The organism is Paenochrobactrum gallinarii (genome assembly GCF_014205685.1).
GTDB lineage: Bacteria > Pseudomonadota > Alphaproteobacteria > Rhizobiales > Rhizobiaceae > Paenochrobactrum > Paenochrobactrum gallinarii.
In genome coordinates this window covers 21,394-47,413 of sequence record NZ_JACIIU010000007.1, presented here as the reverse complement: position 1 = coordinate 47,413, position 26,020 = coordinate 21,394, and the positions used below count along the sequence as shown (strand labels likewise).

Annotated in this window: 24 protein-coding genes; 21 read left to right on the top strand and 3 right to left on the bottom strand. The window is 49.8% G+C overall.

Annotated elements, in window-relative coordinates; genetic code table 11:
• The first annotated feature begins 463 nt into the window (after window positions 1–463).
• The 16 genes from rcdA to FHS77_RS08820 all read left to right on the top strand — a co-directional run bounded on the left by rcdA (window position 464) and on the right by FHS77_RS08820 (window position 16,515).
• On the top strand, window positions 464–970 hold the full coding sequence (gene rcdA / locus FHS77_RS08895; protein WP_184222643.1) for a protease adaptor protein RcdA: 507 nt from the start codon (window positions 464–466) through the stop codon (window positions 968–970).
• 94 nt (window positions 971–1,064) lie between these two features.
• Window positions 1,065–1,580 carry a crossover junction endodeoxyribonuclease RuvC gene (gene ruvC / locus FHS77_RS08890; protein ID WP_184222490.1) on the top strand — a complete coding sequence of 172 codons (516 nt, stop codon included), beginning with the start codon at window positions 1,065–1,067 and terminating at the stop codon, window positions 1,578–1,580.
• A 14-nt stretch (window positions 1,581–1,594) separates the two neighbouring features.
• Window positions 1,595–2,212 (top strand): Holliday junction branch migration protein RuvA, encoded by a 618-nt coding sequence (ruvA, locus tag FHS77_RS08885; protein ID WP_184222488.1) that lies wholly within the window; start codon window positions 1,595–1,597, stop codon window positions 2,210–2,212.
• The gene (locus FHS77_RS08880) at window positions 2,209–2,646 is read left to right on the top strand and encodes a hypothetical protein (protein ID WP_210307081.1); all 438 of its coding nucleotides are present in this window, start codon (window positions 2,209–2,211) and stop codon (window positions 2,644–2,646) included. Before ruvA ends, FHS77_RS08880 begins: the two co-directional genes overlap by 4 nt.
• Window positions 2,647–2,686: 40 nt before the next feature.
• Entirely contained in the window at window positions 2,687–3,724 is a 1,038-nt protein-coding gene (ruvB, locus tag FHS77_RS08875) for a Holliday junction branch migration DNA helicase RuvB (protein WP_184222486.1), read from the top strand.
• A 2-nt stretch (window positions 3,725–3,726) separates the two neighbouring features.
• Window positions 3,727–4,209 (top strand): tol-pal system-associated acyl-CoA thioesterase, encoded by a 483-nt coding sequence (gene ybgC, locus FHS77_RS08870; protein ID WP_210307080.1) that lies wholly within the window; start codon window positions 3,727–3,729, stop codon window positions 4,207–4,209.
• A 427-nt stretch (window positions 4,210–4,636) separates the two neighbouring features.
• Window positions 4,637–5,347: a protein TolQ gene (gene tolQ, locus FHS77_RS08865; protein ID WP_184222483.1), complete on the top strand. Its 711-nt coding sequence runs from the start codon at window positions 4,637–4,639 to the stop codon at window positions 5,345–5,347.
• Between the two features lie 51 nt (window positions 5,348–5,398).
• Entirely contained in the window at window positions 5,399–5,848 is a 450-nt protein-coding gene (tolR, locus tag FHS77_RS08860; protein WP_184222481.1) for a protein TolR, read from the top strand.
• A gap of 7 nt (window positions 5,849–5,855) precedes the next feature.
• A complete protein-coding gene (locus FHS77_RS08855) occupies window positions 5,856–6,923 on the top strand; it encodes a cell envelope integrity TolA family protein (protein WP_184222479.1) in 1,068 nt (355 codons plus the stop codon).
• Window positions 6,924–7,043: 120 nt separating this feature from the next.
• Window positions 7,044–8,357, top strand: a complete 1,314-nt coding sequence (gene tolB / locus FHS77_RS08850; protein ID WP_374786235.1) for a Tol-Pal system beta propeller repeat protein TolB — start codon at window positions 7,044–7,046, stop codon at window positions 8,355–8,357.
• Window positions 8,358–8,711: 354 nt separating this feature from the next.
• Window positions 8,712–9,206 (top strand): peptidoglycan-associated lipoprotein Pal, encoded by a 495-nt coding sequence (pal, locus tag FHS77_RS08845; RefSeq protein WP_184222475.1) that lies wholly within the window; start codon window positions 8,712–8,714, stop codon window positions 9,204–9,206.
• Between the two features lie 229 nt (window positions 9,207–9,435).
• Window positions 9,436–10,431: a tol-pal system protein YbgF gene (ybgF, locus tag FHS77_RS08840; RefSeq protein ID WP_184222473.1), complete on the top strand. Its 996-nt coding sequence runs from the start codon at window positions 9,436–9,438 to the stop codon at window positions 10,429–10,431.
• 11 nt (window positions 10,432–10,442) lie between these two features.
• Window positions 10,443–11,849 carry a tRNA lysidine(34) synthetase TilS gene (gene tilS / locus FHS77_RS08835; RefSeq protein WP_184222471.1) on the top strand — a complete coding sequence of 469 codons (1,407 nt, stop codon included), beginning with the start codon at window positions 10,443–10,445 and terminating at the stop codon, window positions 11,847–11,849.
• 100 nt (window positions 11,850–11,949) lie between these two features.
• Entirely contained in the window at window positions 11,950–13,887 is a 1,938-nt protein-coding gene (gene ftsH / locus FHS77_RS08830; protein ID WP_184222469.1) for an ATP-dependent zinc metalloprotease FtsH, read from the top strand.
• Window positions 13,888–14,169: 282 nt separating this feature from the next.
• Window positions 14,170–15,522: a phosphoglucosamine mutase gene (gene glmM / locus FHS77_RS08825; protein WP_184222467.1), complete on the top strand. Its 1,353-nt coding sequence runs from the start codon at window positions 14,170–14,172 to the stop codon at window positions 15,520–15,522.
• A 192-nt stretch (window positions 15,523–15,714) separates the two neighbouring features.
• Window positions 15,715–16,515 (top strand): outer membrane protein, encoded by an 801-nt coding sequence (locus tag FHS77_RS08820; RefSeq protein WP_184222465.1) that lies wholly within the window; start codon window positions 15,715–15,717, stop codon window positions 16,513–16,515.
• Between the two features lie 65 nt (window positions 16,516–16,580).
• On the opposite strand, the gene FHS77_RS08815 is transcribed toward FHS77_RS08820, so the two are convergent.
• Window positions 16,581–16,832: a GlsB/YeaQ/YmgE family stress response membrane protein gene (locus FHS77_RS08815; RefSeq protein WP_184222463.1), complete on the bottom strand. Its 252-nt coding sequence runs from the start codon at window positions 16,830–16,832 to the stop codon at window positions 16,581–16,583.
• 220 nt (window positions 16,833–17,052) lie between these two features.
• On the opposite strand from FHS77_RS08815, the gene FHS77_RS08810 reads away from it, so the two are divergent.
• From FHS77_RS08810 to FHS77_RS08790, 5 genes are all read left to right on the top strand, one after another.
• Window positions 17,053–18,228: a phosphoserine transaminase gene (locus tag FHS77_RS08810; protein WP_184222461.1), complete on the top strand. Its 1,176-nt coding sequence runs from the start codon at window positions 17,053–17,055 to the stop codon at window positions 18,226–18,228.
• Window positions 18,229–18,329: 101 nt separating this feature from the next.
• On the top strand, window positions 18,330–19,931 hold the full coding sequence (gene serA / locus FHS77_RS08805; protein WP_184222459.1) for a phosphoglycerate dehydrogenase: 1,602 nt from the start codon (window positions 18,330–18,332) through the stop codon (window positions 19,929–19,931).
• Window positions 19,932–19,938: 7 nt separating this feature from the next.
• On the top strand, window positions 19,939–20,457 hold the full coding sequence (locus FHS77_RS08800) for a GNAT family N-acetyltransferase (RefSeq protein ID WP_184222457.1): 519 nt from the start codon (window positions 19,939–19,941) through the stop codon (window positions 20,455–20,457).
• Window positions 20,458–20,610: 153 nt separating this feature from the next.
• Entirely contained in the window at window positions 20,611–21,900 is a 1,290-nt protein-coding gene (locus tag FHS77_RS08795; protein WP_184222455.1) for an adenylosuccinate synthase, read from the top strand.
• Window positions 21,901–22,072: 172 nt separating this feature from the next.
• Entirely contained in the window at window positions 22,073–23,542 is a 1,470-nt protein-coding gene (locus FHS77_RS08790) for a transcriptional regulator (RefSeq protein WP_184222453.1), read from the top strand.
• Window positions 23,543–23,730: 188 nt separating this feature from the next.
• Here FHS77_RS08790 and rpoH read toward each other — a convergent pair whose 3' ends face one another.
• Entirely contained in the window at window positions 23,731–24,645 is a 915-nt protein-coding gene (gene rpoH / locus FHS77_RS08785) for an RNA polymerase sigma factor RpoH (protein ID WP_184222451.1), read from the bottom strand.
• Window positions 24,646–24,965: 320 nt separating this feature from the next.
• On the bottom strand, window positions 24,966–26,003 hold the full coding sequence (locus FHS77_RS08780) for an RluA family pseudouridine synthase (protein WP_184222449.1): 1,038 nt from the start codon (window positions 26,001–26,003) through the stop codon (window positions 24,966–24,968).
• Window positions 26,004–26,020 lie beyond the last annotated feature (17 nt).

The following is a 26,020-nucleotide window of genomic DNA, read 5'->3' as shown; positions in this document are numbered from 1 at the left end:
CAATTCATATCCGGTTTGGCCGGATTTTGACTGAAGTGGTTTTACCACTTTGTCTGACACCTCCCTGTTAAAACTCCTAGAGTCGCTTATGCGGCTCTTTTTTTGTGCCTTTTCAAAGAGTTGAGGTGCAAAGAATCGTTTTTTAACGATTGGTTACTTTTTTCTCTAAAATTTCCCTCCCTGTGGTTATTAACCCAAAATTAAACATATTCTTGCGCGACCGTGTATGAGTGTGCAGTTTGCAGTGGAGTTTCATGTTGCAGCGGTTTCATCCGCTCCCGCAACATGATCGAACAGCAGCACAGACATTAGTTTTCGTGTCCGTCAGGTGGTTTGGTACTGCTTGAGTCGGTCATTGAGATGGGCACATATAAATATGGGCTTGGGCGTAGTTTTTAATGCGTGCAGGTCGCGGGATGGTGGAAAAGTGATCACAGAGCAGCAGCAGTCTTTGCATCAAACATTGCCGGGCAATACAATCCGTTTGGCAGATCGCAAGGTCTATTCGGATTCTTTTCTGCCGTTTTACCGTGAAGGTATGGATTTGGTTGAAGAGGCGGCAAGCTATCTGGATGGAGACGGTCGTGAAGAATCACGCGGTCTTTCCAATGAAGCGGCTGCGCTTTACGCTTCCGAATCAATGCGTCTGACCTCACGCCTGATGCAAATTGCTTCATGGCTTTTGTTGCAGCGTGCTGCGCGTAATGGCGAAATGTCCCGCGCACAGGTAACCGCCGAAAAGAACAAGCTGCGTCTTAATACACCGTCTGCCGAGCAAAACGCTGCCGGTTGGAGCGAAATGCCGGATCGCTTTGTTGATCTGATTGAACATTCGCTGCGCTTGCAGGAACGTGTACGCAAAACAGATCAGGAAGTTTACGGCGAACTCTTGTCTTTCCGCCCGCCGGTGCAGCAAAATCCGGTGTCACAGCAGTTGGTTCTCCTAAAAACGGCTTTCGGCGCTTCTTAATAATTTCAGCTTAAATGAGCGGCTCTTCGTAATTTGTTTCTCTTTTGTTCACATTTGTGCTGTTAACTCAGTGCAATAGAGCTAGAGTGAACATATGAAACAGGCGATTCGCATCATTGGCATTGATCCGGGCTTGCGCAATACCGGTTGGGGTATTGTCGAGTCGCTCGGCAATTCTTTGCATTTTATTGCATCCGGTACGATTAAGTCCGATGCCAAGCTCGATCTGGCATCGCGTTTGTGCCAGTTACATGAGGGCTTGGCCAAGGTTCTGCACGAGCATTGCCCGCATGAGGCAGCCGTTGAGCATACATTCGTCAATAAGGACGCGACAGCAACATTGAAACTGGGGCAGGCGCGCGGCATTGCGTTGCTGGCACCGGCACAGGTTGGTCTGCGTGTGGCTGAATATGCACCCAATGCCGTTAAAAAAGCGGTGATTGGTGTAGGCCATGGCGAAAAACAGCAAATTCACATGATGGTAAAAGTTCTCATGCCGCGTGCGCGTTTTGATACAAGCGATGCGGCAGATGCCTTGGCAATTGCCATTTGTCATGCGCATCATCGTGAAAGTTTGGTTGGAAGCCTGCGGATAGCCGCAAGCGCTTGATTAAGGGTTGTTGAATGATTGGCAAGCTTAAGGGCGTGGTGGATGAAATTGCCGAAGATCATGCCATCATTGATGTGCATGGTGTCGGTTATGTGGTTTTTTGCTCGGCACGCACATTGGGCAATCTGCCCTCAAGCGGTGAAGCAACAGTTTTGCTGATTGAAACCTATGTGCGTGAAGATGTTTTGCGCCTGTTTGGTTTTGGTACGGCTTTGGAGCGTGAATGGTTCCGCTTGCTGCAAAGTGTGCAAGGGGTGGGCGCGAAAGTAGCGCTTGCGGTTTTGGGTGCTTTGACACCATCCGAACTTGCCAATGCGATTGCGCTGCGTGATTTGGCGATGCTGACCCGCGCGCCGGGTGTGGGCAAAAAAGTGGCTGAACGTCTGGTGACAGAGCTTAAAAACAAAGCACCGGCTTTTGCAGGCGAGGCTTCGGGCTCGATGGGGCTTAAACAGGAGCTTGGTGAAGGTGTTGCCTCCAGTGCTGTGACTGATGCGGTGTCGGCACTTGCCAATCTTGGCTATTCGCGCGAGCAGGCAGCCAATGCGGTGGCTGCGGCCATCAGGCAGGTTGGTGATGATGCCGAATCGGCGAAACTGATCCGCTTAGGCCTCAAGGAATTGTCGCAGTGACAGTTGATCAGAACGCACAAATGATGTTTCAAAAAATTGAATATAGTACCTTAAATGCGAGGCAAAAAGAGAACTTTAATTTCCAGAAAATATCAGGAATATTAGCAGATTATGGCTATAATTGTTTACGGCTTAGCGATGATTGGCAGGGGGCTGATTTTATTGCGTGCCATATAGATGGTGATCGGTTTTTTAAAATTCAGCTTAAAGGACGGCTGACACTACAAAAGAAATACATTGCTAAGGATGTCTATATTGCCTTCTTTGATAAAGGCGACTGTTACATATACCCACATGATTTGGTTATGGATGCGACACTGGCAAATGACCGTATCATGGACAGTGATTCATGGAGACACCACGATAGTTATTCATGGCCGACTATACCTCGCTGGGCCAAAGACCTATTGAAGGAATATAAGGTGTCGCAGTGACAGTTGATTTGATTTTGACTTCACGTGTAAGGCGTTAAGCATGGATGATACAGACCGTTTGATTTCGCCGGATAAGCGTGGTGAGGACACTGATGTGGCCATGCGCCCGCAATCGCTTGACGATTTTGTCGGGCAGGCTGCGGCGCGCGCCAATTTGAAAGTCTTTATCGAAGCGGCGAAAGTGCGCGGTGAAGCACTGGATCATGTGCTGTTTGTCGGCCCTCCGGGGTTGGGTAAAACAACGCTGGCACAGATTATGTCGAAAGAACTTGGTGTTAATTTCCGCTCCACATCGGGGCCGGTCATTGCCAAGGCCGGTGATCTGGCAGCACTTTTGACCAATCTGGAAGACCGCGATGTTTTGTTCATTGACGAAATTCATCGTCTAAGCCCAGCAGTAGAAGAAATTCTCTATCCGGCGATGGAGGATTACCAGCTTGATCTCATCATCGGCGAGGGGCCGGCGGCACGTTCGGTTAAAATTGATCTGGCTAAGTTCACGCTTGTGGCAGCAACTACCCGTTTAGGTTTGCTGACCACACCTTTGCGTGACCGTTTCGGTATTCCGGTGCGGCTCAATTTCTACACGGTGGAAGAGCTGGAATATATTGTGCGTCGTGGTGCGCGCCTGATGCAAATGCCGATTGCTGATGATGGTGCGCGTGAAATTGCACGGCGCGCGCGCGGTACGCCGCGTATTGCCGGACGTTTATTGCGGCGTGTGCGTGATTTTGCGATTGTTGCAAAAGTAGATGTCATTGACCGTAAAATCGCTGATGAGGCTTTGTCGCGTCTGGAAGTTGACGGCCGCGGCCTTGATCAGCTTGATCGCCGCTATCTTGATATGATCGCGCGCAATTTTGGCGGCGGGCCGGTGGGTATTGAAACCATTGCGGCTGGTCTGTCGGAGCCGCGTGATGCTATTGAAGATATTATTGAGCCATATCTGATCCAGCAGGGCTTTTTGCAGCGCACACCGCGTGGCCGTGTTTTGACCCATATTGCCTGGGAACATATGGGGCTGCCAACGCCAACCGATCTGGCGCAATCGCAATTCGGACTATTTCAGGAAGAATAAGCATGACCGAGACACAAACTGCCAGTGTTGCGATAAGTGAAACAATCAGTGAGGCGATTGCCGGTGAATTGTATGCAGACGGACATCGTTTGCTGGCACGGGTCTATTATGCCGATACAGATTTTTCCGGTGTTGTTTATCATGGCCGCTATCTGGAGTTTTTCGAGCGCGGCCGCACTGACTTTTTGCGTCTCAAAGGTGTGCATCATACCGAACTTGCTGCCGGATCGCTGGGCGAAGAACTGGTCTGGGTGGTGCGTCGGATGGAGATTGATTTTAAAGCACCGGCAAAAATTGATGATCTGCTGGTAATTGAAACTAAAGTAGCTGATGTCAGCGGTGCGCGCATCTATATGAAACAGGAAATTACCTGTGAGGGCAGGCTCTTATGTGCGGCCTTGGTTGAGGCGGTGATGATTACCAAACAAGGCAAGCCGCGCCGTTTTCCGGCTGGATGGCGGGAAGCATTTTTAGCGTCAAAATAAGCTGCATTATTGCGCTGATGCGTTTTGGCAGCGAAAATTCTGGCTAAATAGCTTCAAAATTGTTGGCTGTAAGGTTCAAAAATCATGGATTTTATCATCTTAGCCTGAATCGTAACCCATCTTTAACCATAATAATTCATTATTCATGCTGACGGAATCGGTAGGGATGAAGGTTTTTGCGTAACGCCTTCGTTTCACCAAAATTAACCGTAACAAGGTAACAGGTCAGGCTGGCTGTCGTGATGATACAGTAGTGACAAGACGTTGCTGCGGATAATGTTGGTTTTGCGTGCAGAAATTGCACACTGATTGTTTAAAGTTTGCGCAAAAAAATTCTCACCCGTTTGTTGCGGGATGAAACGAAGATGATTTTGCGAGCCGCCCGGTCAGATAAAGCCGGGCGTTTGGATTCGAGGACGGTGTACTTATGGAAAATGTAGCGCTCGCAGCTCCCACTGCTGATGTTACACTTTGGGGCCTGTTTATGCAGGCAAACTGGGTCGTCAAACTGGTGATGCTTGGTCTTTTGGCAGCTTCTGTCTGGACATGGGCGATTATTATTGACAAATCACTCAGCTACACCCGCGCGCGCCGTGCGCTGGATCGTTTTGAGCAGGCATTCTGGTCTGGTCAGTCATTGGAAGAGCTTTATCGCAATCTGGGTGAGCGTAGCACGACCGGCATGAGCGCCATTTTTATGGCGGCAATGCGCGAGTGGAAGAAGTCTTTTGAAAAAGGTGCCCGCTCCCCGATTGCGCTGCAAATGCGCATTGATAAGGCAATGGATGTGGCATTAGCGCGTGAAAACGACAATCTGGAATCACGCCTCGGCTTTCTGGCAACCATCGGTTCGGCTGCACCTTTTATCGGTCTTTTCGGTACGGTTGTTGGTATTATGAGCTCGTTTCAGGCGATTGCTGCTTCCAAAAACACCAACCTTGCGGTTGTTGCTCCTGGTATTGCTGAAGCGCTGCTTGCAACAGCGATTGGTCTTCTTGCAGCGATTCCGGCGGTTATTGCCTACAATAAACTGTCGGGCGATGCGTCGAAAATCAGCGGCAGGCTCGAAGGCTTTGCGGATGAATTTTCTGCCATACTATCGCGCCAAATTGATGAGAAGCTCACACCTCGCAATTGAGGTTTGTGAAAGCTTGTTTGACGAAGACGTATAAGAATTCAGGAAATAATCATGGGCATGTCGGTTGGTAATCATGGAATGTCGGGCGGTCGTCGCCGGCGCGGACGTAAGAAGGCGCTTATGAGCGAAATCAACGTCACGCCGTTTGTCGACGTGATGCTGGTGCTGTTGATCATTTTCATGATTTCGGCGCCGCTGCTGACGGTTGGTGTGCCTATCGATCTGCCTGACACGCAGGCCAAAGCCATGAATGCGGACACGCAGCCTATCACGGTTTCAGTCAATGATAAGGGCGAGATCTATTTGCAGGAAACTGAAATAGCCATTGATGAAGTTGTGGCCAAATTGGCAGCAATTTCGAAGACGGGCTATAATGAGAGAATTTTTGTGCGCGGTGATAAATCCGCCGATTACGGCACCGTGATGAAAGTCATGGCACGTATTTCCGCGGCCGGTTTTAAGAATATCGGCCTGGTCACCCTCCAGGAGCAGGATAGCTGACGGTATCATGAAGGCCGGGCTCACATCCTCCGTGGTTATCCACGTCGCAATTATCGGTATGGGATTGGTTACATTCTCATCGCCGCGGGCATTTGACGTCTCCGATTCAGAAGCTTTTCCTGTCGATATCGTGCCCATCGAATCGATTACGCAGGTTCAGCAAGGCGAAAAAACTGCGCCGAAAAAAGAATTTTCTGCGCCAAAACCTACCACGAAACCACAAACAGTCGATCAGGCAGAAAATGTCGGTGATCAGGATATTGATCTGAAAACGCCTCCGCGTCCGGATGAAAAACCGAAAAACGTGGAAACAGCGGATGCGGCGAAAGCTGAGCCGAAGCCTGCGGATAAACCAGAGCCAAAGCCGGAACAGAAGCCTGATCCGGCACCTGAAACAAAGCCGGAGCCGGTGCCTGCCACTGAAGTGCAGCAAAAGCCTGAGCCAAAGCAGGATGTGCAGCCTGATCCGGTAGCAGAAGCAATTGAAAAGCAAGCGGAAGTCGCGCTGGACAATACGCCGAAACTGCCGGAAAAAGTGCCGACCCCGCAGGCCAAGCCACAGCCGCCACAAGCACAGACTGCTAAAACACCGGATCGCAAGCCGGTGGAAGAGCCGAAGAAAGCCGCTAATAATAGCGCATCTTCACAGGAAAAAGACGCAACCGCTGATGAAGTGGCAGCGCTTTTGAACCGTGAAAAAGCAGCCGGTGGCGGTGCAAAACGCTCAACCGATCAGGCGTCGCTGGGTGCCAAGAAAACGACCGGCGGTTCGAAATTGACACAGAGCGAAATGGATGCATTACGCGGTCAGATTTCCAAATGCTGGAACGTACCGGCCGGTGTTGCTGATGCGCAGGGTCTGGTTGTCACTGTGAAAATGCGCCTGACGGAAAGCGGCGAGATTGACGGTGCACCGGTTGTGACATCCGGCGGGGCAGAAAGTGGTGTGGGCCGGGTGGCTGCAGAAAGTGCTAAACGTGCTGTGATGCGTTGTGCACCATACAATCTGCCACGCGACAAATATGATTCATGGTCCGATGTTATTGTAAACTTCGATCCGAGCGAAATGTTCTAAAGCAAGTATGATATGCTGCTCTTGTTGAGCGATGGCAGCAGATAAGCGAATAACTGAGCAGTTGAAACGATTTTTTGAAATAAGACAGATGAGGCCCCGGTCATCATGAAAAACAAGATCATGAAGATAAAGATACGGACGATCTTTGCAGCTGTGGCTGTAATGATCACCGCCAGTATGGCCGCGACTTTGCCGGCACGCGCGGTTGTTGAGATCAATATTAACAAAGGCAATGTAGAACCGCTGCCAATTGCTGTGACTGACTTTCTCTCCGGAGATCAGTTGGGTGCTAATATTTCGGCGGTGATTGCAGCCGATCTGGAGCGCTCGGGCCTCTTTGCGCCTATCGATAAAAAAGCTTTTATCGAAAAAATTTCCAATCCGGATGCTGCTCCGCGCTTTGAAGACTGGAAAGTTATCAATGCGCAGGCACTAGCAACAGGCCGTATTACCAAGCAGGCCGACGGACGTTTGAAAGCCGAGTTCCGCCTGTGGGATACTTTTGGCGGTCAGCAGCTGACCGGCCAGCAGTTCTACACCACGCCTGAAAACTGGCGTCGTGTGGCGCACATTATTGCTGATGCGATTTATGAGCGTCTGACCGGTGAAAAAGGCTATTTCGACACACGTATTGTTTATGTCGACGAATCTGGCCCTGCTTCCAAACGTATCAAGCGTCTGGCGATTATGGATCAGGACGGCGCGAATGTGCGCTACCTTTCCGATGGCCGTGACATGGTGCTGACACCACGTTTCTCGCCAAACCGTCAGGAAGTGACTTATATGTCCTTTAGCGGTGACCGTCCGCGCGTTTATCTGTTGCAGCTGGAAACTGGTCAGCGTGAAGTTGTTGGTAACTTCCCTGGTATGACCATTGCGCCACGCTTCTCGCCTGATGGTCAGAAGGTCATCATGAGCTTGCTGCAGGATGATGGCAGCGCCAATATTTACACCATGGATCTGCGTTCACGCACGACCACGCGTCTGACCAATTCTCAGGCAATTGACACCTCTGCGTCTTACTCGCCGGATGGTTCGAAGATTGTGTTTGAATCCGACCGTGGCGGCCGTCAGCAGATTTACGTCATGGGTGCCGATGGTTCCAATCCGCAGCGTATTTCTTTCGGTAATGGTAGTTATTCAACTCCGGTCTGGTCACCACGCGGCGATCTGATTGCCTTTACCAAACAGTCGGGCGGTCAGTTCTCCATTGGTGTGATGAAACCAGATGGTTCGGGCGAACGCCTTTTGACCACCGGCTTCCATAATGAAGGGCCGACATGGTCACCAAACGGTCGTGTGCTGATGTTCTTCCGCCAGCCACGCGGTGCAGGTGCCAAACTTTACACGGTTGACGTAACAGGCCGTAACGAACGCCAGATCCAGACCCCGAATGGCGGTTCCGATCCGGCATGGTCGCCACTGCTCGAATAGTCGTTGTTTGAGTGAAAAGAATTGAAACGGGGGGTGTTTAATTTCAGGCAAGCCCCGTTTTTTAAAGCCGGAATTTCAAGCCGAAGCAGATCACTTTCATCAAATCCAGCACCGGCCTGTGTTTGAGGTTTATCTGCAACGCTTGCTAAAATGCGACCAAAATTGAATAATGAAGGCCGCATTTGCTTTAAACAGGCCGTTTTTCTGCCTTAATTACCCTTCATGTGCAGATCAGAAGCGCGACTGGATAAAGTAGTCGTCATCAATTGTTAACCTTACTTTTTCAGCATAATTTAACCTCAATGTGATTATTGGGCTCTAACGCTGAAACATTAACTTTAAGGAGCTCCGGCCATGCGCCGTTTCCAGTCGATAGCCCGTAGCCCGCTTATTATGGCTCTTTTCATGACACTGGCAGTTGCCGGTTGTGCATCAAAGAAAAACCTTCCAAACAATGCCGGTGACCTTGGTCTTGGCGGATCAGCCACCCCTGGTTCCCAGCAGGACTTCACCGTGAATGTTGGCGACCGCATTTTCTATGATCTGGATTCGTCCGTCATTCGCGCCGACGCACAGCAGACCCTGACCAAACAGGCACAGTGGCTTGCTCGTTACCCGCAATATTCGATCACCGTTGAAGGTCACTCGGATGAACGCGGTACCCGCGAATACAACTTGGCGCTTGGTCAGCGTCGTGCAGCCGCTGCTCGCGACTTCCTCGCTTCCCGCGGCGTAGCAACCAACCGTATGCGCACTATTTCTTATGGTAAAGAGCGTCCGGTTGCAGCTTGTGATGATATCTCTTGCTGGTCACAGAACCGCCGTGCGGTTACTGTTCTGAACCAGTAATTTCAACATTCAGCTGCAAAAGCGGCTGGTTGTATGAGAATATGAGTGATAAAAAAGCGGCTCTTGAGCCGCTTTTTTTATTTTCACATGAATAAAGTTGATGGCTAACAAACTTTAGCCGAATTCAGCACTCTCATGGTAAGAGATGAAATATCGCGGTCATGAGCTGTTAATGATTATGATTGACGGGAATGAGAAACATCAGTCCATTGCATGAGGCAAGCAGGGAATGAAAATTTTGACGAAACATATGACCATCACGGTGGCAATGCTGTCGCTCTTGGCCAGCAGCCCGGTTTTTGCCGCAGGTGCAGGCATGAGAGCAGAACCAGCTCGCGGCGGTCTGGTGCAATTGGCGCAGGCCGCTGATCCGCGCGTCAGCCAGTTGCAGGAACAGGTTCGTGATCTTTCCGGTAAGCTGGAAGAACTGAACTTCCAGATTCTGCAAATGCAGGAACAGATGCGCAAGCAGCAGGAAGATAACGAATATCGCTTTCAGGAGCTGGAAAAGAACAAACAGACTGATGCCGGTAGCACATCCGGCAGCAAAGCAGCTTCTGTTGCTTCTTCTTCACAACAAGACATGGCGGCGGCATCGGAAGATGCCGCGTCAGTCTCGCAAAACCCAACCGACACAAAGAGCGCCGATTCCGTGGCTATTGGTTCCGATGCAGATCATTCCCAACAGGGTAGTGGCAAGCCGCCGCGCCAGCTGGGTTCAATCCGTATGGATGCCAATGGCAATGTAATCGGCGAAACAATGGATGTAGAACCGGAAGCTGTACCGGAAGAAGCATCGCGTTATGGTCAGGAAACAGCATCGATCCCTCTGCCCGATGTTGATAATCCAAATGCGCTTTATGAGGCGGCTTATCAGTATATTTTGTCGGGTGACTATAAGGCGGCTGAAGCAGGCTTTCGTGCCCATATCGATCGCTATCCGGCTGATCCGATGACGGCTGATGCCCGTTACTGGCTGGGTGAAGCCTTGTTTGGCCAAAAGCGTTTATCGGAAGCAGCAAGCGTTTTCATTGATACGCAGCGCGATTATCCCGATTCGAAGCGCGGTGCAGAAAATATGCTGAAACTCGGCATTACCTTGCAAGCAATGGGCAATCATGAAGTGGCTTGTGCTACATTTGCGCAAATTGGCTCGCGTTATCCAAACTCCACTCCGGCAGTGATGGCCAGCATAGATAAGGCGAAAGCGGCAAGCGGCTGTTAGAGTGCGCTCGCATGACTGATCTGGACGCAGTTTGCGCTGAATTGAAGTTAGAAGATGAAAAGGCAATTGTTGCGGCCGTTTCTGGCGGCAGCGATTCCATCGCGCTTCTTATTTTGTTGCACGATTATTTAAACAAGCTGGAAGCCACACAGACTGTCCCGCAATTGGTGGCCGTTACTGTCGATCATGATCTACGTGCAGAATCAGCCGCTGAGGCGCAGTTTGTTGCGCAGTTTTGTGCGCAAAGAAACATCAGGCATATCATCAAAGTCTGGAAGGCTGAGAAGCCCAGTACTGGCATTTCCGCCGCTGCACGCGCGATGCGTTATCATTTATTGATGGAAGCGGCGCGTGAAGCCGGTGCATCGATGATTTTTACCGGTCATAGTCAGGATGATCAGGTGGAAACCTATATTATGCGGCAGTCGCGGCAGAAAAATGCTTCGGGTGAGGGCGCAAATGATTTTCGCGGCTTGGCGGGAATGGCTGTCTTTACGCTACTCGCAAGAGAGTTTTTGCTGGTGCGGCCTTTGTTGAATGCAAGGCGTGAAGCATTACGTGATGGTTTGCGTGGCAGAAATATTCAATGGATTGATGATCCGACCAATTTAGACACCCATTATGAGCGCCCGCGTATCCGGCAGACCCGCAAGGAAGAAGAGCATCAGAGCTATTTAACTTTGATTGATCAGGCAGTCGCAAAGCGCACAGATATTAATCAGCAAGTGGCCGATTATTGGGATGCGAATGCACAACTTGCCAAGCTTGTTGCGCCCGATATTGTTTTGCTCGATACGGCTTTACTGGCAGCAATGCCGCAAGAGGCTGCCTCTCTCTTTATTGGTTTCGTGCTGGCACATATTGGCGGTAAAAATCATCTGCTGCGCTTTGAAGATCGTGACTTTATCTGTCAAACATTGAGCGCATCGCAGCTATCGCAAAAGCGGATGAATTATGCAGGTTGCGTGATTGAGGCCGGGCTTAAACATCATCGTATCTGGCGGGAGCATCGCAATTTGCCCGTTGTAAGCGTGGCACAAAAGAGCAAAATCTTATGGGATCAGCGTTATTACATTCAAAATAATAGTGATGAAGCGATAGAAGTGAGACCCGTTGCGCGTGACGATTTTCATGGATTTTGCCTGAACAATGATCTGAACCGGCACGATTTTTTTCAACCGGCCGTTTTTTCTTGCCCCGGCATTTATAAAAAGAATCAGTTGTGTGGCCTGCCTGCTTTGGGGTTTCAATGCGCTGAAATGAACGATATTTCCGTCTCGAAACACTATGCATTGCTGGATAATGTGTTGACGGGGCATGATTTTATACTGGCTTCGCGTTTTTATCAGCACTTCGGCGGCGGTGAACTTAACCCTGTCGCAAATATTTGCAGAAAGTTTCATAAGAATCGACTTTGATCGCGCAGATTGCCTTGGCAATGCCGTTGTTCGACCCTATGTTACTGTTTGAATATTGTTCCGGATTGCAGGAACGTCGAGGTTATCGATTGGACCCGTTATGAACCCGAATTATCGCAACTTCGCCCTCTGGGCGATCATTGCTCTACTTTTAGTCGCTCTGTTCAACCTTTTTCAGAGCCCCGGTCAGCGCACGGCATCGCGTGAAATTCCCTATTCGCAGTTTATAGATGATGTGTCTAACGGGCGCGTTAAGTCTGTAACGATTACCGGCCAGCGTGTTTCCGGCTCTTACGGCGATAATGGTTCGACATTCCAGACCTATTCACCTGGCGATACCGGTCTTGTGTCACGTCTGGAAGAAAAGGGAGTGACCATTACGGCTCGCCCTGAAAGCGACGGTTCCGGTTCACTGCTTGGTATTTTGCTGTCATGGCTGCCGATGATCCTGATTTTGGGTGTGTGGATTTTCTTCATGCGCCAGATGCAGGGCGGCTCGCGCGGAGCGATGGGTTTCGGTAAATCGAAAGCAAAATTGCTGACCGAAGCGCATGGCCGCGTGACTTTTAAGGATGTGGCAGGCGTTGACGAAGCCAAAGAAGATCTGGAAGAAATCGTAGAGTTTTTGCGTGACCCGCAGAAATTTCAGCGTCTGGGCGGTAAAATTCCGCGCGGTGTTTTGCTCGTGGGCCCTCCGGGAACCGGTAAAACTTTGCTGGCGCGTTCTGTTGCCGGTGAAGCCAATGTACCTTTCTTCACGATTTCCGGTTCAGACTTCGTGGAAATGTTTGTCGGTGTTGGTGCCAGCCGTGTCCGTGATATGTTCGAGCAGGCCAAGAAAAACGCACCTTGCATTATCTTCATCGATGAAATTGATGCGGTCGGCCGTCATCGTGGCGCAGGCCTCGGCGGTGGTAATGACGAGCGCGAACAGACATTGAACCAGTTGCTGGTTGAGATGGATGGTTTTGAAGCTAATGAATCGATTATTCTGATTGCAGCAACCAACCGTCCTGACGTGCTTGATCCCGCACTTCTGCGTCCGGGTCGTTTTGACCGTCAGGTTGTCGTGCCTAATCCGGATGTAACCGGTCGTGAGCAGATTTTGAAAGTGCATGTGCGCAATGTGCCGCTTGCTCCGAATGTCGATCTGAAAGTGCTGGCACGTGGTACACCTGGTTTCTCCGGTGCTGACCTTGCCAACCTTGTCAACGAATCTGCTTTGATGGCTGCGCGTCGCAATAAACGCCTTGTCACCATGCAGGAATTTGAAGACGCAAAAGACAAAATCATGATGGGTGCGGAGCGTCGTTCTTCTGCTATGACGCAGGAAGAAAAGATGAATACCGCTTATCATGAAGCCGGACACGCGATCGTGGCACTTAATGTGCCAAAGGCTGACCCGCTGCATAAAGCAACCATTATCCCGCGCGGTCGTGCGCTGGGCATGGTGATGCAGTTGCCGGAAGGTGATCGTTATTCTGTCACTTACACCTGGATGATTTCGCGTCTTGCGATCATGATGGGTGGCCGCGTGGCGGAAGAGCTGAAATTCGGTAAGGAAAATGTCACGTCTGGTGCGTCCTCGGATATTCAGCAGGCAACCAAGCTGGCACGCTCGATGGTTACCCAGTGGGGCTATTCGGATAAGCTTGGTTATGTGGCCTATGGCGAAAATCAGGAAGAAGTCTTCTTGGGTCATTCCGTGGCAAGAACACAGAATGTGTCGGAAGAAACTGCCCAGATTATCGATGCTGAAGTTCGTCGTCTGATCGATGAAGCTTACGCAGAAGCAACCCGTATCATGACTGAAAAGCGTGAAGACTGGGTGGCTCTAGCCGAAGGTCTTCTCGAATATGAAACGCTCTCCGGCGACGAGATCAAGGATCTTCTGGCCGGTAAAAAACCGAACCGTGATGCCGGTGATGATACACCAACCCGTGGTTCAGGCGTGCCTAAAGCCGGTGCTTCTACCCCTAAAAAGGGTGGTGAAGCAGGCGATGAAGGCCATATTGAGCCAGAGCCGCAACCAAATTGATTTGTTTAAAGGCCGGTTAATCCGGCCTTTTTCTTTGCCGATTTAATCGTCGTAAATTGGTATGGATTAGCTCTGTCATATTTTTAATTTTTTGTCTTTACGGGCAGAGCGTTGATAAATATGAGTTTGTTAATGCAAGTGGCATTATTTAATCAATTGATATAATTCCATACAAACAGTGAAAAAGAGTGTTATTGCCGTTTTGCGGCAGTTCTGCGATAAAATGCGCAATAACTGTCCGCTGAATGTTTCATCCGGCAGCTCACGGGATAAGGCGCAATCATGAGTCGCAAATATTTTGGTACAGATGGTATCCGCGGAAAAGCCAATAGTTTTCCGATGACGCCCGATATCGCTATGAAAGTAGGCATGGCGGTCGGACATTTATTTCGCCATTCTGGTCAGGCGCGCCGCGTGGTTATTGGCAAGGACACACGCCGTTCCGGTTATATGCTGGAAAATGCGCTTGTGGCAGGTTTTACCGCAACCGGTATGGATGTATTTTTGCTAGGGCCAATCCCGACCCCAGCCGTTGCTATGCTATGCCGTTCACTGCGCGCTGATATTGGTGTGATGATCTCTGCATCGCATAATCCGTTTTATGACAATGGCATCAAATTGTTCGGTCCTGACGGTTTCAAATTGTCTGATGATTTGGAAATTCAGATCGAGAAGATGATTGATGAGGATATGAGCTCGCTCTTGGTGAGCCATGGCGATGTGGGTAAAGCCAAGCGCGTTGACGGTGATATTTATCGCTATATTGAATTTGCGAAACGCACCTTGCCACGCAATTTGTCATTGGAAGGTTTAAGGATCGTTGTCGATTGCGCCAATGGTGCAGCCTATAAAGTAGCACCTGCTGCGCTGTGGGAGCTTGGTGCAGAAGTTATCACCATTAATGACAAGCCGAACGGTATCAATATCAATGAAGATTGTGGCTCGACCCATCCGATTGGTTTGATTCGTAAAGTGCATGAAGTTCGTGCCGATGTGGGTATTGCGCTTGATGGTGATGCGGATCGTGTATTGCTGGTTGACGAAACCGGCACGGTAATTGACGGCGATCAGCTGATGGCTGTAATTGCGCAATCCTGGGCGCGTAGCGGTCGTCTGGAGGGTGGCGGCATCGTTGCAACTATCATGTCCAATCTTGGCCTTGAGCGCTTTCTGACGGATCATCATCTGTCACTGGCGCGCACCAAAGTTGGTGACCGCTATGTGGTTGAACATATGCGCGCTAACGGCTTCAATGTGGGTGGTGAGCAGTCCGGTCATATCGTACTTTCGGAATTTTCAACAACTGGTGACGGTCTTGTTTCTGCATTGCAGATTTTGGCCTGTGTGCAAGAAGAGGGGCGCCCTCTGAGCGAAGTTTGCCGCAAATTTGAACCTGTGCCGCAATTGTTGAAGAATGTGCGCTTTACAGGTGGAAAACCACTTGAAAACAAACTTGTGAAATCCGCAATTGAAGATGCGCAAAGCAGATTGGGTGATAATGGCCGTTTGGTGATCCGTCCATCAGGTACTGAGCCATTGATCCGCGTGATGGCTGAGGGGGATGACCGTCAATTGGTGGAAACCGTTGTCGATGATATTATCAACGTAATTTCTTCGGTTAAAACCGCTGCTTAAAGCTTTCGTTCTTAACCGTTTCGAGCCGCCCGATGATGATCGGGCGGTTTTTTTATTGTTTTATTTTATCAGCAAACCACAATGTTTATGGTAAAAAAACAAGGTTAAGCAGCATTTAACTTTTAGCCGTTAGATTGGTCTCAAAATTGATAGTTGCATCGTTGCGCGATGTTACATTGTGATGAGGCTGATATGAAACAGACCCTGAAATATGGCTTGGCGGTCGCGATCGCGTTAACGGGCACTGCAAGTTTTACAACTCTTTCGCGAGCTGCGGATGTTATTGAAACGCAGATAATTGAACTGCCGCCACAGCCGGTTTCAACCGGTGGCTGGTATTTGCGCGGTGATGTTGGTTATTCAAAAGCCAAATTCCGTGACGGAAAGTTCCCCACTTACACACTCGATAAAAGCTGCAGTGGTGATCCTTGTGTGATTCAAGGTGATGACGGTCATGTTTCGGGTAAACTTAAAGGTTCTTTCCTTGTCGGTGGTGGTGTCGGTTATCAGGTAACTGACTATTTCCGTACCGATCTTACTTTGGATTATATGACGCGCTCATCTTTTGAGGGTAGTCGTGGTACATGGTGCGGCAATACCAGATGCACATCATCTGACAGCAGTAAAATGTCTGCACTGTCATTAATGGCAAATGCTTATGTTGATATCGCCAATATTAACGGTGTTACGCCATATGTTGGCGCTGGTATCGGTGGAACTTACGTTAAATGGGGTAATGTGATTCAGCAGAACCCGGGGCAGGCTAAAGCGATTGAAATGGACGGGGCATCAAACTGGCGCTTTACATGGGCTTTGATGGCTGGTGCGTCTTATGACCTGACCCGTAACCTGAAGCTTGATGCCGGTTATCGTTTCCGTCACGTCAATGGTGGTAAAATGAGTGAAGGTGCATATTCCAACGGCCCGACTTACGACAAAGGCTTGAACATCCATGATGTTCGCGTTGGTCTGCGTTACCAGTTCGATAACTAATTACTGAACTACATACAGTATTAAAAAAGCAGGCCGTTGAGCCTGCTTTTTTGTGATTCGTTTTATTAGCGCCTGATAGCGCGGCCAACGGCAATGAGAATACAGGCACCAATGAAACCGGCAATCAGATAGCCGATCCAGCCTGTGAGAATGACACCAAAAAGACCGAGCAGGAAATTGGCGACAACTGCGCCGATGATGCCTAAAATGATGTTCATGAAGATGCCATTATTGCTTTTCATGAACATTTCGGCCAGCCAACCGGCTAAGCCACCAATAATAATTGCTGCAATCCAACCGATTTGTGCATCTTCCATAAAATGTCTCCAGCTTTTTTTGAGGTGAGGCACGTTGCAAAAATTAAAACGCTTTTTCCCGCAAAATGGTTCCGATAAAAGTGAAAATAAACTGCAGTCATCACGTGCCATAAAAATATTTTCTCAACCATCTTGCACTTGGATGGTGTTTCCAGTATCTCGGTAAGTGGGCCACGTCTCCCCAACGAGACGCGTGCTATCTGTGAGGATAGGAAACAAAATGACTAAGCTTATGAAGCCGGACACCCGTCCGCTTAATCCTAATTTTTCTTCTGGTCCCTGTGCAAAACGTCCCGGCTGGTCGCTTGATGCGCTCAGTGGTGCACCTCTTGGCCGCTCGCATCGTGCGAAAATCGGCAAGAGCAAGCTGAAACAGGCGATCGACCTTACCCGTGAAGTTTTAAACGTCCCTGCAGATTACCGTATCGGTATTGTCGCTGCATCCGATACCGGCGCTGTTGAAATGGCGCTCTGGTCACTGCTTGGCGCGCGCGGCGTCGATATGGTTGCGTGGGAAAGTTTCGGTGCCGGTTGGGTAACCGATGTAGTCAAGCAACTTAAATTAGAAGATACCCGCGTTTTTGAAGCACCTTATGGCGAAATTGTTGATTTCGCTGAAGTCGACTTTGACCGTGATGTTGTCTTTACCTGGAACGGCACCACTTCAGGTGTGCGCGTTGCCAATGGCGATTTTATTCCGGCAGACCGCAAGGGTCTGACCATTTGTGATGCGACCTCTGCTGCATTTGCGCAGGATCTCGCATTTGAAAAGCTCGATGTTGTCACCTTCTCCTGGCAGAAAGTGCTGGGCGGTGAAGGTGCGCACGGCATTCTCATCTTGTCACCACGCGCTGTCGAGCGTCTGGAAACCTATAAACCAGCATGGCCAATGCCAAAAATCTTCCGCCTCACCAAAGGCGGCAAGCTGATTGAAGGTATTTTTGCCGGTGAAACCATCAATACACCTTCGATGCTTTGCGTTGAAGATTATATTGATGCACTGGAATGGGCGCAAAACCTCGGTGGTTTGCAGGCTTTGATCGGCCGTGCCGATCGCAACTTTGCAGTTCTTGATGCTTTTGTTGAAAAGACCCCTTGGATTGCCAATCTGGCTGCAAAGCCGGAAACCCGCTCCAATACATCTGTTTGCCTGACTATTGTTGATGAAGATGTGCTGGCATTGCCGGCCGATCAGCAGGCAGCTTTTGCCAAGGGCATCGTATCCGCACTGGAAAAAGAAGGCGTGGCCTTTGATATCGGTGCTTATCGTGATGCACCTTCGGGCTTGCGTATCTGGGTTGGTGCCACCGTTGAGACATCTGATGTCGAAGCTTTGACCCATTGGCTCGAATGGGCTTTCCAGAGCCAGAAGGCAGCCCTCAAGCAGGCTGCTTAATCAAGCTTTTCAAAAGCGTGATGGTAATTGAGTTGGGACTTTTATCATCACTGCTTTTTCTCACATTTCCATATTTTCAAAGTTAAGTGATGGAGGCCATAATGGCACCGCGCGTATTGGTATCTGATAAATTATCACCAACTGCTGTTCAGATCTTTAAAGATCGTGGCGTTGAAGTGGACTATTTGCCTGATCTTGGCAAAGACAAAGAAAAGCTGCTGGAAGTGATCGGCCAGTATGATGGTTTGGCGATCCGCTCAGCCACAAAAGCAACCGAAAAACTGATTGCTGCGGCAACCAATTTGAAAGTAATTGGCCGCGCCGGTATCGGTGTCGACAATGTGGATATTCCGGCTGCATCGCGCCGTGGTATCATTGTAATGAATACGCCTTTTGGTAATTCGATCACCACTGCTGAACATGCAATTGCACTGATGTTTGCGGTTGCGCGCCAATTGCCGGAAGCCGATGTTTCGACACGCGCCGGTAAGTGGGAAAAGAACCGTTTTATGGGTGTTGAAATCACCGGTAAAACATTGGGTGTTATTGGTTGCGGCAATATTGGTGCGATTGTTGCATCCCGCGCCATTGGCCTTAAAATGAATGTGGTTGCTTTCGATCCGTTCTTGTCTGAAGGCCGTGCGAAAGAGCTGGGCGTTGAGAAAGTTGACCTCGACACATTGCTGGCACGCGCTGATTTCATCACGCTGCATACTCCGCTGACCGATAAAACCCGCAATATCATCAATGCGGAAAATCTGGCCAAAACCAAAAAAGGCGTGCGTATTATCAACTGTGCCCGCGGCGGTCTGATTGTTGAAAAAGACTTGGTTGAGGCGCTGAAATCCGGTCAGGTTGCGGGTGCCGGTATTGACGTATTTGAAGTTGAGCCAGCCACTGAAAACGAACTGTTCAACATGCCGAATGTTGTTTGCACACCGCATTTGGGGGCATCGACATCTGAAGCACAGGAAAATGTGGCTTTGCAGGTTGCCGAACAAATGTCGGATTATCTGATCAAGGGCGCTGTTACCAATGCGATCAACATGCCGTCGATTACGGCTGAAGAAGCACCATTGCTGAAGCCTTTTGTCAAACTGGCTGAAGTGCTTGGCGCTTTCGTTGGTCAGGTGACCGATGAGCCGATTCAGGAAGTTGAAATCCTGTTTGATGGCTTGACCGCGAATATGAACACCCGTGCCTTGATGAGTGCTGCTTTGGCAGGTCTCATTCGCCCGCAGGTGTCAGACGTCAACATGGTTTCGGCACCGATTATGGTCAAGGAACGCGGCATTATCGTTTCCGAAGTGAAGCGTGATAAATCCGGCGTATTTGATGGTTATATCAAGCTGACAGTTAAAACCACATTGCGCGAACGCTCCATTGCCGGTACTTGCTTCTCTGATGGCAAGCCACGCTTTATCCAGATTAAGGGTATTAATTTGGATGCGGAAGTTGGTCGTGATATGCTTTATGTCACCAATGTCGACATTCCGGGCATGATTGGTTTGCTGGGTACAGTATGCGGCAAGCATAAAGTTAATATTGCAAACTTTGCTCTGGGACGCGATAAGCCGGGCGGTGACGCAATTGCATTGCTTTATGTTGACGGGCCGATTCCGCCAGCAATGCTGGAAGAACTGGCTGAACAACCGGCCATTAAAGCAGCGCGTCCGCTGGAATTTAATGTTGAAGAGAACTGATTAAGAAATGAGAGACGGGATGAATCAATTTGTATGGCGCAAGATGCGCGACACAGATGTGACTGCTGTCACTGACGTTGCCAATAGTGTTCATCCCGACTTCCCTGAAGATATTTCAGTTTTTCAGGATAGATTCGATCTTTATCCGGCAGGTTGTTTTGTGCTGGAGAACGACAATAATATTGTCGGCTATGGCATCAGTCATCCGTGGGCGCTTGATGAAGCGCCTGCGCTGAACTCTTTGTTGGAGGTTTTGCCTCCAAGCGCTTCCAGCTATTACCTGCATGATGTGGCGCTGAGTGAAAAGGCGCGCTCTGGCGGTAATGCTTCCAAACTATTGAAATTAATGGTGCAACAGGCACAAGATGATGGCTTTGATGCCATGGCGCTGGTAGCCGTTAACGGCTCGCGCCCGTTCTGGGAACGACAGGGTTTTTCGGTTCGTGATGTGGCAGCGCTTGCCCAAAAACTGAAATCCTATTCGGATGATGCCCATTATATGGTGCGTTTTCTCAAAAATATTTAGATTTTTTCTTCATTTCGCGCAATCAAGAGTCGCGCTTTTATCAATCTGTCTGTATAGAGACGAGGGATCAGCACCTTGTTGTTCAAGCTAAGTGTGCGTTGATCCTTGGATTTCTTTTTTCACGGGCAAAATCCGGACCAAGGAGTTTCTTCAATGGCAAATGTGGTTGTCGTCGGGTCGCAATGGGGCGACGAAGGCAAAGGTAAAATCGTCGACTGGCTGTCGGAACGTGCTGATGTCATCGTGCGCTATCAGGGCGGTCATAATGCCGGCCATACGCTCGTCATTGATGGCACGAGCTATAAATTGTCGCTGCTGCCTTCAGGGCTTGTGCGCGGTAAGCTCAGTGTTATCGGTAATGGTGTTGTGGTTGATCCGCATCATTTTGTAATGGAAATTGAAAAACTGCGTGCACAGGGTGTCAACATCACCCCTGACGTGTTGCGCGTTGCTGAAAATGCGCCACTGATTTTGTCGCTGCACCGCGATCTGGATGCTATGCGCGAAGGTGCAACCGAAGGTCTGAAAATCGGCACCACCAAGCGCGGTATTGGTCCGGCCTATGAAGATAAAGTCGGTCGTCGTGCGATTCGCGTCATCGATCTGGCCGAGCCTGAAACATTGCAGCCGAAGGTCGAACGCCTGCTGACGCATCACAATTTGCTGCGTCGCGGTATGGGACTGGAAGAAATTGCAGTTGAAACTATTCTGGAAGAGCTGACCTCGGTTTCGACCCAGATTCTGCCTTATATCGATCAGGTCTGGCGCTTGCTGGACGAACGTCGCAAGGCTGGCGACCGTATTCTGTTTGAAGGTGCGCAGGGCGCGCTTCTGGACAATGACCACGGCACCTATCCGTTTGTGACCTCATCCAACACTGTTGCTGGTCAGGCTGCTGCCGGCTCCGGTCTTGGCCCGACAGCAATCGGCTATGTTTTAGGTATCACCAAGGCTTACACAACCCGCGTTGGTGAAGGACCTTTCCCGACAGAACTCGACGATGAAATCGGTCATTTCCTTGGCACTAAAGGTCATGAATTTGGCGTTGTCACTGGTCGTAAGCGTCGCTGCGGTTGGTTTGATGCGGTGATTGTTCGTCAGACAGTGCGCACTTCCGGCATCACCGGTATTGCATTAACCAAGCTCGATGTGCTCGACGGTCTTGAAGAAATCAAGATTTGCGTCGCTTATGAGCTGGATGGCAAGCGCATTGATTATCTGCCGTCTTCAATGGGTGCGCAGGCGCGTGTGAAGCCGATTTATGAGACATTGCCGGGCTGGTCAGAAACGACTGCCGGTGCGCGCAGCTGGAATGAGCTGCCTGCACAGGCTGTTAAATATGTTCGTCATATTGAAGAACTGATTGGTGCGCCGGTGGCAATGCTTTCAACAAGTCCTGAACGTGAAGATACTATTCTGGTAACTGATCCGTTCCACGACTAAGAAGTATTATAAGCTCTGTTAAAGCCTCGTTTCAGAACAGAAACGGGGCTTTTTTTATAAAAAAAACGGCTATCGGTCGTTTAAGTATGGCCGGCTCTTTGCTTTTGTTTAATAATTATGATTATTGGATAGTTTATCCCATATCTTTTTCAGAGAGTTCGGGCTTGATAGCATGGCAGATTTTGTAGCGGTACTAAAGAAGACCATTGACGCGCAGGCGGATCCAACACCTGAATTGCGTCAGCGCGTCTATGCAAAAGCACGCGCGACGATCGAGCAGAAACTGGTAACAGCCAATGCGCCTGAATCGGTTTCGATGCGTCAGCGTCAGATGCTGGAAGATTCGATCCAAGAGGTCGAAGCTTTTTATGCACCGGCACCGGTTGTCGAACCAGAGCCGGAAATTGAGCTTGATATCGCGCCGGATGTTTCAAAATCCGATGATCCGCTTGAGAGTTTTCTTTCAGAAAACCGAGCTGGTTCAGACGAAAATACTGCCGGACATGACAGTGATGCAGGTACTTTCACCTCTGCGCCTGATTTTACCGCTTCAGGAGCATCGACTGATAAAGCTCCTTCACCAAACGGTGACATGCTTTCTGATGTTGATCGCTCCGGTGATCGTCTGGGAGCTTCTGGTAAATCGCGTCCGGCACGCAAGCCTGGCTTTAACGATGCGCTGGAAGATAAGCGTTCTTATAAAGGCTTGGTCATTGGTTTGATTGCAGCTCTGGCACTTGGCGGTGGCGGTTATGCAGCCTATGTCAATAAAGACAAATTAAGCGAGCTGGCTTCAAGCCTTGGTCGTAGTGAAACAGACGCGCCCGTTGCAGGTGGAACCGATGAACCGGCACCAGGCAATGCGGCTGGTACAACCGATATTGGCAGCGGCACCGAGAGCGGCACAACTGCACCAAATGCGCCGGAGCCAAAGCTTACCCAGCGTCTGTTGCCGGATGGCACAGAAGTGGATGAAGGGCCTTCAGGTGGCACAGCCTCTGATCTGGCGGAAGGTAAATCCACTACTGCACTTAGCCAAAATTCAAACTCTGGTCAGGCACCTGTAAGTTCTTCCGGCAATAGTGAACAAAGCGGTTCCGGTGTTGCTGTGGGCCAGAAGGCATTCTTCTATGAAGAACGCTCAGGTGCAGATTCGGGTTCGGCGCAATCCGGTAATGTGGTCTGGTCTGTTGTGCAGGATTCACCGGGTGATGGTGAGCCTGAAGAGCCTGCCATTCGCGCAGAAGTTACGATTCCTGACACGCAATTGCGCATGCAGATGACCATTCGCCGTAATGCGGATAAATCATTGCCAGCCAGCCATCTGATTGAAATGATGTTCTTTGTGCCGGATGATTTCTCGGGTGGTGCTGTTGATAATGTTCAGCGTATCACTTTCAAAGATACAGAACAGGCAGCCGGTAATCCGCTGATTGCGATTTCATCGAAGATTGCCGACAACTTCTTTATAGTTGCACTCAATGATGCACGTACAGCCGTGGATACCAATATGTCCTTGATGCGTCGTTTGCAGTGGGTGGATATTCCGATCACCTATCGCAATGGTCGCCGCGCGCTGCTCAGCCTTGAAAAGGGCGTGCCGGGTGAGAAGGTCTTTAATGACGTGCTGAAAAGCCAGTAAGAGTTTTCTCCAGAGCATCATTCCTTAAATCCGGATCAGTCTAAGGTTAAATTATGCTTTGATTTTAAAGTGTTAGAGCGACCTTTGTGTGCCAGGTATGGCACACGGCGCTCCAGTTGAATTGAGACAAAATAAAAGGCCGCGAAAGCGGCCTTTTTGATCTACGGTGATTGAAGACCAATCAACATTTAAGCATTAGCCTGATTGCTGATCGCCATCTGCGCCTGTTGTTGGCTCAGAGCTGCTGCCTGTACAGCTTCCTGCACTTTTTCAAAGGCGCGCACTTCAATCTGACGCACACGCTCGCGGCTGATATTAAACTCTGACGAAAGTGCTTCGAGTGTAATCGGCTCATCCAGCAAACGACGGGCGTAGAAGATACGCTGCTCACGCTCGTTCAGGTTACTCATGGCCTGTTCGAGCATTGCACGGCGGCTTTCCAGCTCATCCTGCTCAATCAGCATGGTTTCCTGACTGTCGCTGTCGTCAACAAGCCAGTCCTGCCATTCGCCTGATTCGCCTTCAGAAGCGCGGATTGGGGCATTGAGAGACGCATCGCCCGACAAACGACGGTTCATCGACACGACTTCTTCTTCGCTTACATTGAGTTTTGTTGCAATCTGCGCGACCTGATCAGCATTCAGATCACCATCATCAAGCGCCTGAATTTTACTTTTCATTTTACGCAGGTTGAAGAACAAGCGTTTTTGATTAGCCGTGGTGCCCATTTTAACGAGGCTCCATGAGCGCAAAACATATTCCTGAATGGAAGCTTTGATCCACCACATTGCATAGGTAGCCAGACGGAAGCCACGTTCCGGCTCGAATTTTTTGACAGCCTGCATCAGGCCGACATTGCCCTCGGAGATCACTTCACCGATTGGCAAGCCGTAGCCGCGATAACCCATGGCAATTTTGGCCACTAGTCGCAAATGGCTTGTCACCAGCTTATGGGCGGCTTTCGGGTCGGCGTGTTCATGATAACGCTTGGCCAGCATATATTCTTGTTGTGGCTCAAGCATTGGAAAACGACGGATTTCTTCAAGATAACGGGTAAGACCACCGTCACCGGATGTGATACTTGGAAGATTGACCTGGGCCATGAAGCACCCTCCTTCTTCTTGGTTGCAGGCTCCCATTTGGCAAGCCCGCTTCACCGGCGCAAAATCGCCTACCGGTTTGAATTTCAGTATAGACTTAAATCAGGCAAAAAAACGATGAAAAGCAATGCACAGTCTGTCACTCTTTTGTTAACGCTGTAGCCTGACAAAAGTTCCATTGGTTTTTGATTTTCATGAATAGACGGGAAAGTCGCTCACGCGCCACTGTGCTTAATGACAGGGGCAGCGCCTTTTTAAGTAAGCTATTCTTATAGATAGGTATAAAAAAACTGCCTTCAAGTGATGAAGGCAGTTTTTGAGGTTTAACCGTGCTGGTCTTTGCGGAACTGATTAATCAGATTTTGAAAGTCATCCGGCAAGGGGGCTTCAAACCGCATCAGCCGCTCATCTGCCGGATGGGCAAAGGCGAGCAGACGGGCGTGCAGTGCCTGGCGCGGGAATTTTTGTACTGCTTCGCGTAATTCGTCCGGCAGTTTGTTAGCCTTGGTTTTAAATGCGCCGCCATAATCATTGTCACCGACAATCGGTGTGCCTGCATGGGTCATATGAACACGAATCTGGTGCGTTCTGCCGGTTTCCAGCTGGCATTCAACCACGGATGCCAGCGCAGTGGCATCCTCTTTTGCCGCGAAGCGCTCAAGCACCGTGTAGTGAGTGACTGCATAGCGGGCATCTTCGCGGTCTTCTTTCACGACTGCCTGTTTGGTGCGGTCGCGGCTGGAGCGGCCAAGATAGGTTTCAATCGTCCCCTGCGGGCGTTCCGGCAGGCCCCAGACAAGCGCCACATAGGCGCGCTCCAGATCACCGGTCAGGCCGTGATCGGCAAATTGCGCCGATAAATGCTGGTGCGCTTCATCATTTTTAGCGATGACCAAAACGCCGCTGGTGTCTTTATCGAGGCGGTGGACAATGCCCGGACGCAATTCTCCGCCTACTTGTGACAGATTATTGCCGCAATGATATATCAAGGCATTGACCAGGGTGCCGGTCATGTTTCCACTGCCCGGGTGGACAACAAGGCCGGCAGGTTTGTTGATGACAAGAACATCGTCATCTTCATAGAGAATATCGAGAGGGATATTTTCAGCTTGGGGTTTGGTTGACTGCACTTCGTCAAGCACAATAGTTACGATCATATTTTCGCGTAACTTATGTTTAGCTTCACGAATAGTCGCGCCATTGACGGTCACACAACCGTCGGCGATCAGTGCCTGAATACGGCTGCGTGACAGGTCAGGGGCTAGCTCTGCGCTTAGCCACTGGTCTAATCGTTTGCCAACGGCGTCTGCTCCGGCAATTATCTCTTTCAATCGTCTCGTCCCTTCGTTATCACGCGGCATGGGTGCATGAACCGGAG